The sequence below is a fragment of the Curtobacterium sp. PhB137 genome (assembly GCF_003814955.1).
In the GTDB taxonomy this organism is placed as follows: Bacteria; Actinomycetota; Actinomycetes; order Actinomycetales; family Microbacteriaceae; genus Curtobacterium.
In genome coordinates this window covers 514,390-528,204 of sequence record NZ_RKQO01000005.1, presented here as the reverse complement: position 1 = coordinate 528,204, position 13,815 = coordinate 514,390, and the positions used below count along the sequence as shown (strand labels likewise).

12 protein-coding genes are annotated in these 13,815 nt (G+C 68.5%); 5 read left to right on the top strand and 7 right to left on the bottom strand.

Features of this window, described 5'->3' with window-relative positions:
- Window positions 1-30: 30 nt before the first annotated feature.
- The 4 genes from EDF28_RS09110 to EDF28_RS09095 all read left to right on the top strand — a co-directional run bounded on the left by EDF28_RS09110 (window position 31) and on the right by EDF28_RS09095 (window position 4,229).
- Complete coding sequence (locus EDF28_RS09110) at window positions 31-1,563, top strand: SDR family oxidoreductase (protein WP_123294425.1); 1,533 nt, start codon at window positions 31-33, stop codon at window positions 1,561-1,563.
- A complete protein-coding gene (locus EDF28_RS09105) occupies window positions 1,560-2,144 on the top strand; it encodes a GDSL-type esterase/lipase family protein (RefSeq protein ID WP_123938022.1) in 585 nt (194 codons plus the stop codon). The genes EDF28_RS09110 and EDF28_RS09105 overlap by 4 nt, the downstream gene beginning before the upstream one ends.
- Window positions 2,145-2,191: 47 nt before the next feature.
- Complete coding sequence (locus tag EDF28_RS09100) at window positions 2,192-2,578, top strand: DUF6804 family protein (RefSeq protein ID WP_123294462.1); 387 nt, start codon at window positions 2,192-2,194, stop codon at window positions 2,576-2,578.
- A 97-nt stretch (window positions 2,579-2,675) separates the two neighbouring features.
- Window positions 2,676-4,229 carry a stealth conserved region 3 domain-containing protein gene (locus tag EDF28_RS09095; RefSeq protein ID WP_123938021.1) on the top strand — a complete coding sequence of 518 codons (1,554 nt, stop codon included), beginning with the start codon at window positions 2,676-2,678 and terminating at the stop codon, window positions 4,227-4,229.
- Window positions 4,230-4,597: 368 nt separating this feature from the next.
- Here EDF28_RS09095 and EDF28_RS09090 read toward each other — a convergent pair whose 3' ends face one another.
- From EDF28_RS09090 to EDF28_RS09070, 5 genes are all read right to left on the bottom strand, one after another.
- A complete protein-coding gene (locus tag EDF28_RS09090; RefSeq protein ID WP_123938020.1) occupies window positions 4,598-5,557 on the bottom strand; it encodes a phosphodiesterase in 960 nt (319 codons plus the stop codon).
- 163 nt (window positions 5,558-5,720) lie between these two features.
- A complete protein-coding gene (locus EDF28_RS09085; protein ID WP_123339633.1) occupies window positions 5,721-7,409 on the bottom strand; it encodes a ubiquinol-cytochrome c reductase cytochrome b subunit in 1,689 nt (562 codons plus the stop codon).
- Window positions 7,409-8,473 (bottom strand): ubiquinol-cytochrome c reductase iron-sulfur subunit, encoded by a 1,065-nt coding sequence (locus tag EDF28_RS09080; RefSeq protein WP_111084029.1) that lies wholly within the window; start codon window positions 8,471-8,473, stop codon window positions 7,409-7,411. The genes EDF28_RS09085 and EDF28_RS09080 overlap by 1 nt, the downstream gene beginning before the upstream one ends.
- Window positions 8,474-8,506: 33 nt before the next feature.
- Entirely contained in the window at window positions 8,507-9,316 is an 810-nt protein-coding gene (locus tag EDF28_RS09075) for a cytochrome c (protein ID WP_123294420.1), read from the bottom strand.
- Window positions 9,317-9,337: 21 nt separating this feature from the next.
- Window positions 9,338-9,976 (bottom strand): heme-copper oxidase subunit III, encoded by a 639-nt coding sequence (locus EDF28_RS09070; protein ID WP_111084027.1) that lies wholly within the window; start codon window positions 9,974-9,976, stop codon window positions 9,338-9,340.
- Between the two features lie 70 nt (window positions 9,977-10,046).
- On the opposite strand from EDF28_RS09070, the gene trpD reads away from it, so the two are divergent.
- Window positions 10,047-11,111 (top strand): anthranilate phosphoribosyltransferase, encoded by a 1,065-nt coding sequence (gene trpD, locus EDF28_RS09065; RefSeq protein WP_123294419.1) that lies wholly within the window; start codon window positions 10,047-10,049, stop codon window positions 11,109-11,111.
- Between the two features lie 96 nt (window positions 11,112-11,207).
- On the opposite strand, the gene glpK is transcribed toward trpD, so the two are convergent.
- Both glpK and EDF28_RS09055 read right to left on the bottom strand, forming a co-directional pair.
- The gene (gene glpK / locus EDF28_RS09060; RefSeq protein ID WP_123938019.1) at window positions 11,208-12,719 is read right to left on the bottom strand and encodes a glycerol kinase GlpK; all 1,512 of its coding nucleotides are present in this window, start codon (window positions 12,717-12,719) and stop codon (window positions 11,208-11,210) included.
- A gap of 74 nt (window positions 12,720-12,793) precedes the next feature.
- Window positions 12,794-13,519, bottom strand: a complete 726-nt coding sequence (locus tag EDF28_RS09055) for an MIP/aquaporin family protein (protein WP_123294418.1) — start codon at window positions 13,517-13,519, stop codon at window positions 12,794-12,796.
- Window positions 13,520-13,815: the final 296 nt, after the last annotated feature.

Here is a 13,815-nt window from a genome sequence, read left to right as displayed (position 1 = left end):
CCGTCAGGCGTGCCGCGTAGCGTTCCGGGCATGCAGGTCCTCGTCACCGGCGCCACCGGGTACATCGGCGGTCGTCTCGTCCCCCGTCTCCTCGAAGCCGGACACTCCGTGCGCGTGTTCGTGCGCAACCCCCGGAAGCTCCAGGACGTCCCGTGGAGCAGCGACGTCGACGTCGCCGAAGGAGACCTGCAGGACGCCGACGCGGTCCGCGCCGCGGTCGACGGCGTCGAGGCCGTGTACTACCTCGCCCACGCGATGGGTGCCGACGGCGACTTCGAGTCCGCGGAACGGCAGGCGGCCGAGACGATGGCGCACGAGGCGAAGCGTGCCGGCGTCAGCCGATTCGTCTACCTGGGCGGCCTGCACCCCGACGGCGACCTGTCGAAGCACCTGCGCAGCCGGAAAGAGGTGGGGGAGATCCTGCTCCACTCCGGCGTGCCGACGATCGCCTACCAGGCCGGCGTCGTCATCGGTTCCGGCAGCACCTCGTTCGAGATGATCCGGCATGTGACCGACGTCCTGCCGTGGATGCCCGCACCGCGGTGGGTGCGCAACCGCATCCAGCCGATCGCCGTGCGCGACGTCCTGTACTACCTGGTCGCGGCGCTCGACGTCCCCGCCGACGTCAACCGCACCTTCGACATCGGCGGGCCGGACGTCCTGCGCTACGGGCAGATGCTCAACGGCTACGCGGTCGAGGCGAAGCTGCGGCAGCGCCCGATCACGGTCCTGCCGGTGCTCACCCCGCGCCTCGCCGCACACTGGTTCAACGCCGTCACCCCGATCCCGCGCAAGCTCGCGACGCCGATCATCGAATCGCTGCAGTTCGAGTGCGTCCAGCGCGAGCACGACATCGACGACGTCGTCCCGCAGCCCGAGGGCGGGCTCACCTCGTACCGCCGCGCGGTCCGACTCGCACTGAACAAGATGCGCTCCGGCGAGGTGCAGACGAGCTGGCGGAGCGCCACCCTGTCGAGCGCCTCGGCCGACCCGATGCCGACCGACCCGGACTGGGCCGGCCACACCGTCTACGTCGACGACCGGAAGCGGCACTCGACCGCCTCGGCGGAGGACGTCTGGCGCGTCGTCGAGTCGATCGGCGGCGAGAACGGCTGGTACTCGTTCCCGCTGGCCTGGGTCGCCCGCGGCTGGATGGACAAGGTCGCCGGCGGCGTCGGGCTCAGCCGTGGTCGTCGTGACCAGGACCGACTCGAGCAGGGCGACGCCCTCGACTGGTGGCGCGTGGAACGCCTCGAGCGCGGTCACTACCTGCGGCTCCGCGCCGAGTTCAAGTCACCCGGGCGCGCCTGGCTCGAGATGACCGTGACCCCGAACCCCGAGGGCGGCAGCGACTACCACCAGCGGGCGATCTACTTCCCGCAGGGCCTGCCCGGACGGCTGTACTGGTACGGGATCCTGCCCTTCCACGGGATCATCTTCCCGGGCATGGTCGAGCGCATCACCGCGGCCGCCGAGCGCGAGTCGGACAACACCGAGTCGACGCAGCGCAACCGGACCCAGCACAATGGGAGTCCGGAACCGGCGAACGAGGAGGCAGCATGACCGAGGAACGCAGTCCCGTCCTGTTCCTGGGGGACAGCATCACGGCCCAGGGGTCGTGGGACAGCTGGCTCCCCGACGAGCAGACCCTGAACCAGGGCATCAGCGGCGACACGACGGACGGCGTGCTCGCACGGCTCGACGCGGTCGTCGCCGAACAGCCCGAGGTGATCGTGCTGCTGATCGGCACGAACGACTTCGGCAACCACCGGGCGAGCGCCGAACACGTCGTCCGCAACGTCGAGACGATCCTCATCACCCTGCGGCGCGAGCTGCCCGGTGTCCGGCTGCTGCTCGTCTCCGTCCTGCCCCGCCAGGCCGAGTACACAGCGAAGATCGAGGAGGCGAACCGGCACCTGCGGCAGTTCGTCGCGACCTGCCACGCGCAGTACCTCGACGCCTGGCCCGCGCTGGCCGACGGCGACCACCTCGGCGACCGCTTCACCGACGACGGCCTGCACCTCACCGACGAGGGCTACCGGGCCTACCTCGGCGAGCTGGTCCCCGCGCTCGAGCGTGTGCGGGGTCTCCCGCCGATGTCCCGGTCCTTCACGGCCATCGACCTCGACGAGGCCCCCGCCTGATGGCTGCCCGCAAGGGACGACCTCCAGTGGGGTCGTCGCAGAACGGCGTGCCCGCCGCACCGGTCCGACCGACCGCGGGGACGACGAACACCCGTGCCACCCCGGGGTTCACCCGGCCGGCACTCGCGCCGTCGCTCATCGCCGCGATCGTCCTGCTCGCCTGCGTCGCGATCATCGACTCGTCCGGCTTCGTCTTCGCCCGCTGGGGCATCACGGTGCTGTCCCTCATCGTGCTTGTCTTCGCGGTGCGCGGGAAGACGTGGTGGGCCGCCGTGCTGATGGCCGCCGTCGCCGTCTGCTGGAACCCACTGGTCACGGTGCCGATCCCCGGCCAGGTGTGGGCCGCGTTGCAGATCCTGGCTGCCGCCCTGTTCATCGTGGTGGGCATCGCCGTCAAGGTGCCGCGCGAGGCGGACGCACCCCGGGCCTCCTGACCGGCTCCGCTGACCGCCTGCGGAACCGACCGGGCGGGCGGACGGTAGGATCGCAGGGTCGGGTACAGGACCCGGCAGCACGACCCGAAGGGCATGGATGAACGACGAGACCGAGCCGGTGACCGAGAGTCCTCTGCTGACCCCTCGACCGTCCTCCGGCGGTCTCGACCGGCCCGACGTCGTCGTCCGCAAGGGGCGACTGACGCTGCTTAACGGCCACCTGACGCCGCAGCAGTCGATGATCGAGGACCTGTTGTTCCTGGACGACGCGCTGACCGAGGCGGACGTCGACCACCTGCTCATCCGCGGCAACGACGAGCGTCCGGTCATCGCGATCGACGAGCGGGACCGGCAGCGTGCCGAGAGCGCCGTCATGGCCGCCGCCGTCAACGAACCGTTCTACGCGAAGCCGCCGGGCGAACCGGCCGTGCTCGTGCAGGACGACGGTCTCGGGCCGGTCGACGAGCCGGTGCTGCGCGTCTTCCGTCCGCGTCTCGAGCCCCTCGGGCGCCTGCGCTACGGCGCCGAGACGAGCGTGCAGCTCGAGTTCTGGCGACTCACCGACACCGAGGTGCTCGCGCCCGTCGAGAACGCGCTGATGCGCCGCAGCCTGCCGGTCGACGAGTTCGTGCTCGTCGACATCGAGCGCTACGGCCGCACCTGGCGCACCGTCGAGCACATGTTCGACGACCACGTCTCCGACATACGGTTCCCGATCGACATCGTCTTCTCGTGGGTCGACGGCAACGCCATCGAGTACCAGCGCGCCCGCCAGGCAGCGCAGGCGACGGCCGTCCTGGGCGAGGGCGACGACGCCCCCGCACGGTTCCGCCAGATCGACGAGCTGAAGTACGCACTCCGCTCGGTGCACACGTTCGCACCGTGGATCCGCCAGATCTACATCGCCACCGATTCACCCGCTCCGCACTGGCTCGCCGACCACCCCAAGGTCCGCATCGTGCGCAGCGAGGAGTTCTTCGCCGACCCGTCCGTGCTGCCGACGCACAACTCGCAGGCCGTCGAGTCGCAGCTGCACCACATCCCGGGCATCAGCGAGCACTTCATCTACTCGAACGACGACATGTTCTTCGGCCGCTCCGTCGACCCCTCGGTGTTCTTCAGCCCGGGGTCGGTGTCGAAGTTCATCCTCGCCACCACCCGCATCGGCCTCGGCGTGAACAACGCCGCGCGCAGTGGGTTCGAGAACTCCGCGCGGGTCAACCGTCGCCTGTTGCAGCAGCGGTTCGGTGCGGTCACCACCAGGCACCTCGAGCATGCGCCCACCCCGCTCCGGTCGTCCATCATGACGGAGATGGAGCACGAGTTCGCCGACGAGTTCCGTGCCACGGCGGCGTCGCGCTTCCGTGCTGCCGAGAACATCTCGGTGACCAACTCGCTCTACCACTACTACTCGTTGCTCACGGGTCGGGCGATCACGCAGGAGAACGCCGACGTCCGCTACATCGACACCACGATGCAGTCCGGGCTGCGGTCGCTCGACGAGTTGCTCAAGAAGCGGAACGCGGACTTCTTCTGCCTGAACGACGGCAGTTTCCCGGAGGTCAGCGACGAGGAGCGGACGCAGCGCGTGACCGACTTCCTCGAGCGCTACTTCCCCTTCCCCGCGCCGTGGGAGCGCGACAGCGTCTAGAACGCGCCAGCGTTCTGCTGTCGCGCTCCGGGCGAGCCTGCGAGCCCGGCGCCGAAGCCCGGCCATGCGCTCCGGGCGAGCCTGCGAGCCCGGCGCCGAAACCCAGCCACGGCTCCGGGCTCGGCGCCGACCGCCGTCCGCCGACCGGTCACGGCCTGTCGGCGCCCGCCCCGTCAGACGACGCAAGCTGACCGCTCGACACACGTCTCGCGGTGGGTCGCGACCACCGGCCGGACGGCGGGAGGCCCGTGGCGGCCCCGCCACGCGCCTCCCGTCCGCCGTGGGCGCACGCCCACCGCACATGGTGAGCACAAATGGTCGGGTCCGCAGTGCGGACCCGACCATTGCTGCTCACGAAGTGCGGCGACCTACCGGTGGACGGGGGAGACCGGCACCGAGTCGAGCGTGAAGACCGGGATGCTCGAGGTCACCGGAGCCGGCTCGACCGCGGGCGGGATCGTGACCCCGTGCGCTGCGAGTCGGGCCTCGGTCTCGACGGCCGACACCGGTTCGCCGACCGTGGAGTAGTGCCCGATCGGGACGACCGAGTGCACGACGTTGTGGCCGTAGACGTGCACCAGGTTGAACGACTGCGCGCCGTCCCGCCCACGCGTGCCGCCCTGGAACTCGGTGAGGTCCTGCGTGTAGCACGTGGCACTGGCGACCGACACGGGGATGCCCGCGAAGACCGCGCTGGTCGAGTAGTGCAGGTGGCCGGCGATGATGGACAGGACGTCACTGCCCTCCAGCACCTCGGCCAGGGCCTGCTGGTCGCGGAGCTCGACGAGGACGGTCAGGTCCTGCACGCTCGGCACGGGCGGGTGGTGCATCGCCAGGATGGTGCCGTGCGGCGCAGCCTCGGACAGGACCTCGGCCAGCCAGTCGAGCTGCTCGGGGGAGACCTCGCCGTGGTGGTGGCCCGGGACACTCGTGTCGAGAGTGATCACCCGGAGACCGTTGACGTCGTAGACGAAGTCGACCGGACGGTCGGTGGGGTGCAACCCGAAGAGCTCCTGACGGAACGCGCCGCGCTCGTCGTGGTTGCCCATCGCCCAGATGACCTGGGCACCGATCCGGCGGGCAGCTGGCTCGACGATCTCGCGGACGCGGGCGTAGGCACCCGGTTCGCCCTTGTCGGCCACGTCGCCGGTGACGACGATCGCTTCCGGCCGGGTGCCTGATGCTTCGATGTCCGCGACGATCTCGGTGAGCCGTGCGGCGGAGTCGACCCCGCCGTACAGATCACCGTCGCCGGAGACGAGGTGGGTGTCGCTGAGGTGGAGGAGGAAGTGGTTCGGCCTGGGGTGTTCGGCCGTCCGGCTGTCCATCGGGGTCTCATTCCGTTGGCGGATGCGTGGTGCAACACGTTGCCACACCGTCCTGGATGAGTCCAGCACGTGTCGGTGAACCAGCCGTGAACTGGGGGCGGCGTTTCGCCCATCGCACGAAGAAACCCCCGCCACGTGGTGGCGGGGGTTCCTGTCGTCGTGCTTAGTGCTTTTCCTCGACCTGCGGGGCCTGGTGGCTGCCCTCGAGGTCCGGGCCGTGGTGGGCGGCGTGCGCTGCCTCGAGCTCGGCCTTCGAGACCGGCTCGATGCGGTCTTCGAAGAAGAAGCGGGAGACGCTCGCACGGGCCTTCTGGACCACGGTGATCTGCCCCTTGGCGTTCGGGCGGATCATGAGCGGCTTGTACTCGTTGAACTGCAGCAGCTTCCAGCGCTCGTATTCGTCGAGCTGCTCGTGCACCTCGATGTACTCACCGTGGGGGAGTCGGACGATGCGACCGGACTCGTAGCCGTGCAGGACGATCTCGCGGTCCTTCTTCTGGAGTGCGAGGCACACGCGCTTCGTGATCCAGAAGGCGACGAACGGGCCGAGGACCGTCGTTGCCTGGATCACGTGGATCACGTGTTCGATCGACACCAGGAAGTGGGTCGCGATGATGTCCGACGACGCCGCAGCCCAGAGGCTGGCGTAGAGCGTGATGCCGGCGGCACCGATCGCCGTGCGGGTCGGGGCGTTGCGCGGACGGTCCAGGATGTGGTGCTCGCGCTTGTCGCCGGTGATCCACGACTCGAGGAACGGGTACAGCAGGATCGCGAGGATGAGCAGCACCAGGACCGCGATGGGCGCCAGGATGTTGAACGACACCGTGTAGCCGAACCACACGACCTCCCAGTGCGGCGGCACCAGACGCAGTGCGCCGTCGGCGAAGCCGATGTACCAGTCGGGCTGGGTACCGGCGGAGACCGGCGAGGGGTCGTACGGGCCGTAGTTCCAGATCGGGTTGATCGTGAACATCGACGCGATGAGGGCGATGATGCCCGCGACGATGAAGAAGAACCCACCGGCCTTGGCGGCGAACGCCGGGAGGATCGGGACACCGACGACGTTGTCGTTGGTCTTGCCCGGGCCGGCGAATTGGGTGTGCTTGTTGATCACGACGAGCACGAGGTGGACACCGAGCACCGCGACGAGGATCGCCGGCAGCAGCAGGATGTGCAGCGTGTACAGGCGGCCGACGATGTCGGTGCCCGGGAACTCGCCACCGAAGAGCAGGTAGGCGATCCAGACGCCGATCACCGGGACACCCTCGATCATGCCGACGATGATCCGCAGACCGTTTCCGGAGAGCAGGTCGTCGGGGAGCGAGTAGCCGGTGAAGCCCTCACCCATGGCGAGGACCCAGAGCAGGAAGCCGAAGACCCAGTTGAGCTCACGCGGCTTGCGGAAGGCACCGGTGAAGAACACGCGGGCCATGTGCAGCATGATCGACGCCACGAACAGCAGGGCCGCCCAGTGGTGGACCTGGCGGACGAAGAGCCCACCGCGGATGTCGAACGAGATGTCCAGCGTGGACTGGAGCGCCGTCGACATCTCGACGCCCTTGAGCGGGACGTACGTGCCGTTGTAGACGACCTCGGCCATGGAGGCCTGGAAGAAGAACGTCAGGAACGTACCGGAGAGCAGGACGACGACGAAGCTGTACAGCGCCACCTCGCCGAGCATGAAGCTCCAGTGGTCCGGGAAGATCTTCCGGCCGACTTCCTTGACGAGCCCTGAGATGCTGGTGCGCTCGTCGATGTAGTTCGAGACCCCGCCGATGATGCGGGATCCGCGCTCCGGAGCCGGCTTGTTGGCCGTGCTGCTCGGTGCCGTGGTGGTGGGGGTGCTGGTCATCAGCGTTCACGCTCCCAGAAGGACGGTCCGACCGGCTCGTGGAAGTCGCTCTGGGCAACCAGGTAGCCGTCGTCGTCGATCGCGATCGGAAGTTGGGGGAGGGGGCGTGCGGCCGGACCGAAGATGACCTCGCAGTTGTTCGAGACATCGAAGGTGGACTGGTGGCACGGGCACAGCAGGTGGTGCGTCTGCTGCTCGTAGAGCGCGACCGGGCATCCGACGTGGGTGCAGATCTTGGAGTACGCGACGATGCCGTCGTAGCCCCAGTTCTCGTGGCCCTTGGACGGGTTGAGGTCCTTCGGGTCGAGACGCATGAGGAGGACGGAGGCCTTGGCCTTCTCCTCGAGCATGTGCTCGGAGTCGAGCATGCCGTCCGGGATGACGTGGAACACCGAACCGATGGTCACGTCCGAGGCCTTGATCGGCAGACCCGTCGGGTCCTTCGTCAGGCGCAGGCCCTGCTTCCAGAAGGTGTGGCGCAGGAGCTCGTTCGGGTCCTCGGCCGGAGCGAGGTCGCGGACCAGGACGATGCCCGGCAGCGGGAACGCGGCCAGCGCACCGATCATCGAGTTGCGGATCAGCTTGCGACGGCTGAAGCCGGACTCCTTGTCGGCCAGCTGGAAGGCCTCGACGGCCTTGGCGCGCGTCGCGTCCGTGCCGCGGGTGCCGTGGCGGAGCTCGGTGATCTCGCGGTCGACGACGAGCGACTTCGACCAGTAGACCGCGCCGAGGCCCAGCGCGATGAGCGCGAGGGCGATCGAGAGGCCGAGGAAGAGGTTCGCGGTGCGGACCGTCCCGAAGTCGTTCGAGTCGATCGGGAACGCGACGTAGGCCGCGATCGAGAGGACGCTGCCGACGATCGAGAGGTAGAAGAAGGTCGCGACCTGACGCTCGGCCAGGCGCTGCTTCTTCGGGTCGACGTCGGTGCGGCGCGCGCGGTGCGGCGGCTCACCCGGGTTCTCGAACGGGTCGGTGGGCAGCACCGCGATCCCGGGGGAGGTGGTCGTGCCGTGCTTCTCGACAGCCGAGGACGAGTTCAGCGTCTCGTCGTCGTGCTCTGCCATGGTGTTCCCTTCAGTGTCGTTCGACACGGACGATCAGTTGGACTTCGCGGTCAGCCAGACGGTCATCGCGACGACCGCGCCGAGTCCGAAGATCCAGATGAACAGGCCCTCGGCCACCGGGCCCAGGGAGCCGAGTGCGAACCCGCCGGGCGACTTGTTGTCCTGCACGTACTTGAGGTACGTGATGATGTCGGCCTTCTGCTCCGGCGTGAGGTTCAGGTCGTTGAAGACCGGCATGTTCTGCGGGCCGGTCTGCATCGCCTCGTAGATGTGCTTGCCGGAGACCGTCGACAGGTTCGGGGCGTACTTGCCCTCGGTCAGGGCACCGCCGGCGCCGGCCACGTTGTGGCACATGGCGCAGTTGATGCGGAAGAGCTCGGCACCCTCGGCCGCGTCGCCGTCCTCACCGTTGGTGAGTTCGGTGGACGGGACGGCCGGGCCGGGGCCCAGCGAGGCGACGTACTCGGCGAGGGCGTCGACCTGCTCGTCGGTGAACTGCGCGGGCTTCTCTTCGGCCTGCGGACCCTGGGCGGCCATCGGCATGCGGCCGGTGCCGACCTGGAAGTCGACCGAGGCGGCGCCGACACCGATGAGGGACGGACCCTCGCTCGTGCCCTGGGCGGAGAGGCCGTGGCAGGTCGCGCAGTTCGAGGCGAAGAGCTTCTGGCCCTCGTTCACCTTCGACTGGCTGGTCGCCGCGACGGTGCTCGTGCTGTCGTCGGCGTTGGCCGTGGAGCTGAAGAGCGCGTACGCACCGCCGGTGGTCATGAGACCGACGACGATGAGCGAGACGGTCGCCATCGGTGAACGGCGGCCCTTCTTGGTCTTGGTTCTGTTGAACATGTGCTCGGGGGTGTCCAGTTCCTACTTGAGAAGGTAGATGACGGCGAAGAGGAAGATCCACACGACGTCGACGAAGTGCCAGTAGTACGACACGACGATGGCGGTGGTCGCTTCCTTGTGACCGAAGTTCTTCGCGGCGAAGCCGCGGCCGAGCGTCAGCAGGAAGGCGATGAGGCCACCCGTGACGTGGAGGCCGTGGAACCCGGTCGTCATGTAGAAGGCCGAGCCGTAGGCGCTGGAGGAGAGCGTGACGCCCTCGTGCCAGAGGTTGGCGTACTCGAAGATCTGGCCGCAGACGAAGATCGCGCCCATCGCGTAGGTGACGAAGAACCACTCCGTCATGCCCCAGTGGCGCGGGTTCCAGCTCGTGCGGTGCACCTGGAAGCGCTCTGCAGCGAACACGGCGAACTGGCACGCGAAGCTGGACAGCACCAGGATGATCGTGTTCACCGAGGCGAAGGGCACCTCGAGCTTGGAGGTTTCGGCCGCCCACAGCTCGGGGGACGTGCTGCGCAGCGTGAAGTAGATCGCGAACAGGCCGGCGAAGAACATGACCTCGCTGCCCAGCCACACGATCGTCCCCACGGCAACGGCGTTCGGCCTGTTCAGGGCCGGACCGCTGGCGGATCTGGAGAGAGGGGTGCTAGTCACGTCCTCCATTATGGCCGAAACCCCAGACAGTGTTTTCGCAGGAGACTGGCGGGTCTCTCGAATTCACTACGATCGAGCCATGCCTGACGCACTCTCTTGGCCTGCAGTGATCAGCGCGCTCATGGCGCGCGAGGACCTGACGATCAGGCAATCCACATGGGCCATGGAGGAGATCGTGCACGGGCGCGCCACCCAGGCACAGATCGCCGCGTTCGCCGTGACGCTCCGCGCGAAGGGCGAGACCGTCGACGAGGTGGTCGGGTTCCGCGACGCGATCCTCGACGCCGCCGTTCCGCTGGACGTCGACCCGATGGCGTTGGACATCGTCGGCACGGGTGGGGACGTCGTCGGCACCGTGAACGTCTCGACGATGGCGGCGATCGTCATCGCCGCCGCCGGGGTGCCCGTCGTGAAGCACGGCAACAAGGCGAGCTCGTCGAAGTCCGGTTCGAGCGACGTGCTCGCCGCACTCGGGCTCGATCTCACGATGGACGCCGCGCGTGTCGCGGACACCTTCCGGCGTGTCGGACTGACCTTCGCGTTCGCGAACGCGTTCCACCCGGGCTTCGCGCACGCCGGGCCGGTCCGCCGCGAGATCGGCGTGCCCACGGTGTTCAACTTCCTCGGGCCGCTCGTCAACCCCGCACGGTGCGAAGCGAACGCCGTCGGCGTCGCGCAGCTCGACCTCGTGCCGATCATCACGGGCGTGTTCCAGACCCGCGGCGCGACCGCCCTGGTCTTCCGCGGCGACGACGGCCTCGACGAGCTCACCACCACCGGCCACAGCCACATCTGGGAGGTCACCGGCGGGCGCATCATCGAGCACGACCTCGACCCGCGCGACCTCGGCATCGCACGTGCACGCACCGAAGACCTCCTCGGTGGCGACCCCGAGCACAACGCAGCCGTCGTGCACCGCGTGCTGTCGGGGGAGACGGGCCCGGTGCGCGACATCGTGTTGCTCAACGCCGCAGCGGGACTGGTCTCCTTCCGTCTGGCGCAGGACCCGACCGAGTCCGACCGACCGATCCTGCAGCGCTTCCGCGAGCAGCTCGCGGTGGCCGCCGAGGCGATCGACTCCGGCGCCGGCACCCGCAAGCTGGCGGACTGGATCGCGGTCCCGACCGCGACCGACGCGCAGTAGACGCAACTGACGGGAGGCCCGGTGCCGGTTCCAGGAACCGGCACCGGGCCTCCCGTCGGTGCGTTCAGTGCACGCGGTCAGCGTGCGCCTGCGTCGCTACTGGACGTCCTCGTCGACCCAGTCGAAGGTCTTCGTGACGGCCTTCTTCCAGAGGCGGAGCGTGCGCTCGCGCTCCGCGGCGTCGAGCTGCGGCTCCCAGCGCTTGTCCTCCTGCCAGTTGGCACGGAGCTCGTCGAGGTTGGCCCAGAAGCCCACCGCGAGACCGGCCGCGTAGGCCGCGCCGAGCGCCGTCGTCTCGGCGACGACCGGACGCACCACCGGCACGTTGAGGATGTCGGCCTGGAACTGCATGAGCTCGTTGTTGGCGGTCATGCCGCCGTCGACCTTGAGCTCGGTCAGGTCCACGCCCGAGTCGGCGTTCACCGCGTCGAGGACCTCGCGGGTCTGCAGCGCCGTCGCCTCGAGGGCCGCACGCGCGATGTGCCCCTTGTTGACGTAACGGGTCAGGCCGACGATGGCGCCGCGAGCGTCCGGACGCCAGTACGGCGCGAAGAGCCCGGAGAACGCCGGCACGAAGTACACGCCGCCGTTGTCCTCGACGGTCTTGGCCAGCGCCTCGACCTCCGGGGCACTGCCGATGAGACCGAGGTTGTCGCGGAGCCACTGGATGAGCGAGCCCGTGACGGCGATCGAGCCCTCGAGTGCGTAGTGCGTCTCCTGGTCGCCGAGCTTGTAGCCGACGGTGGTGAGCAGGCCGTTCTCGGAGCGGACGATCTCGGTACCGGTGTTGAAGATGAGGAAGTTGCCGGTGCCGTAGGTGTTCTTCGACTCGCCCTGGTCGAACGCCGCCTGGCCGAAGGTCGCGGCCTGCTGGTCGCCGAGGATGCCCGCGATCGGGACCTCACGGAGCAGGTTGGACGACTCGACGTGGCCGTAGACCTCGGAAGAGCTGACGATCTCCGGGAGCATCGACTTCGGCACACCGAAGTCGGCGAGGATGTCGTCGCGCCACTGGAGCGTCTCGAGGTCCATGAACAGCGTGCGGGACGCGTTCGTGACGTCGGTCTTGTGGACGCCGCCGTCGACGCCACCGGTCAGGTTCCAGAGGACCCAGGTGTCGGTGGTGCCGAAGAGCAGGTCGCCGGCCTCGGCCTTCTCACGCGCACCCTCGACGTTCTCGAGGATCCACATGATCTTGGTGCCGGCGAAGTACGTCGCGAGCGGGAGGCCGACGATGGCCTTGTAGCGGTCGGTGTCTCCGTCGGCGAGCTTGTCGACGATCCCCTGCGTGCGGGTGTCCTGCCAGACGATCGCGTTGTAGATCGGCTTGCCGGTGGTCTTGTCCCAGACGACGGCGGTCTCGCGCTGGTTCGTGATGCCCACGGCGGCGACGTCGTGACGCGTGATGTCGGCACGCGACAGTGCCTGACCGATCACCTCGCGGGTGTTGTCCCAGATCTCGGCGGGGTCGTGCTCGACCCACCCGGCGCGCGGGAAGATCTGCTCGTGCTCCTTCTGCCCGGTCGAGATGATCGAGCCGGAGTGATCGAAGACGATCGCTCGGGTGGAGGTCGTGCCCTGGTCGATGGCGACGATGTAGTCGGCCATTGGTGCTCCTTACGGGTGTTCGGTGCGGTGAGCGGCACGCGATCGCGGGCCGCTCACCCCGGGGTTGGGTTGGTTCAGCTGACGACGGGCAGCAGCGCGAGCGACAGCACGGCGGCGAGTGCACCGCCGACGAGCGGTCCGACGACCGGCACCCAGGCGTACGACCAGTCGCTCGAGCCCTTGCCCTTGATGGGCAGGAAGGCGTGGGCGATGCGCGGGCCGAGGTCACGGGCCGGGTTGATGGCGTAGCCGGTCGGGCCACCGAGGCTGACACCGATCGCGATCACGAGGAAGGCGACGGGGACGGCGCCGAGTTCCGCAGGTGCCTTGCCGTTCGTCATCGCGAGGATGACGAAGACGAGCACGAAGGTGCCGATGATCTCGGTCACGACGTTCCAGCCGTACGACCGGATCGCGGGCCCGGTGGAGAACACGCCGAGCTTCGCAGCGGCGTCGGGCTCCTCGTCGAAGTGCTGCTTGTAGGCGAGCCAGACGATGACGGCACCGATGACCGCGCCGATCATCTGCGCGAGCCAGTAGATGAGCATCGTGCCGACACTGATGTTGCCGAGGATGGCTTGGGCGAGGCTGACGGCCGGGTTGAGCTGGCCGCCCGACTTGTAGGACACGAGGACGCCGGCGAAGACCGCGAAGCCCCAACCGATCGTGACCATGAGGAAGCCGGCCCCGAAGCCCTTCGACTTCGTGAGGGAGACGGCGGCGACGACACCGCCACCCAGGATGATGAGCATCGCTGTACCGACGAGCTCGGACAGGAACTTGACGCCGATGTCGTCCATCGGTGACCTCCAGTGCGTGAGGTGGGGGTCCGGTGGTGCTGCGCCGCACTCCCCGTTGAGTGATTGAGGCCGAGCCTAGTGACGAGGCGAACGACGCGGCGATGAATTCCTGAGGGAAGTCCGGGATCGTGCACGAACGTGCAACCGGCGTGCGCTGCGGGGGATCGCGAGCCGGTGACGCGTCCCCGTCGCACTGCACGAACGTGCAGACCGGACGAACGAGCGCCCGGGCGTCGGATGTAGATTGGGCGCACTCCGGTCGACGACGGCGGTGTGCAGTTCGCCTCGGCTCGGCC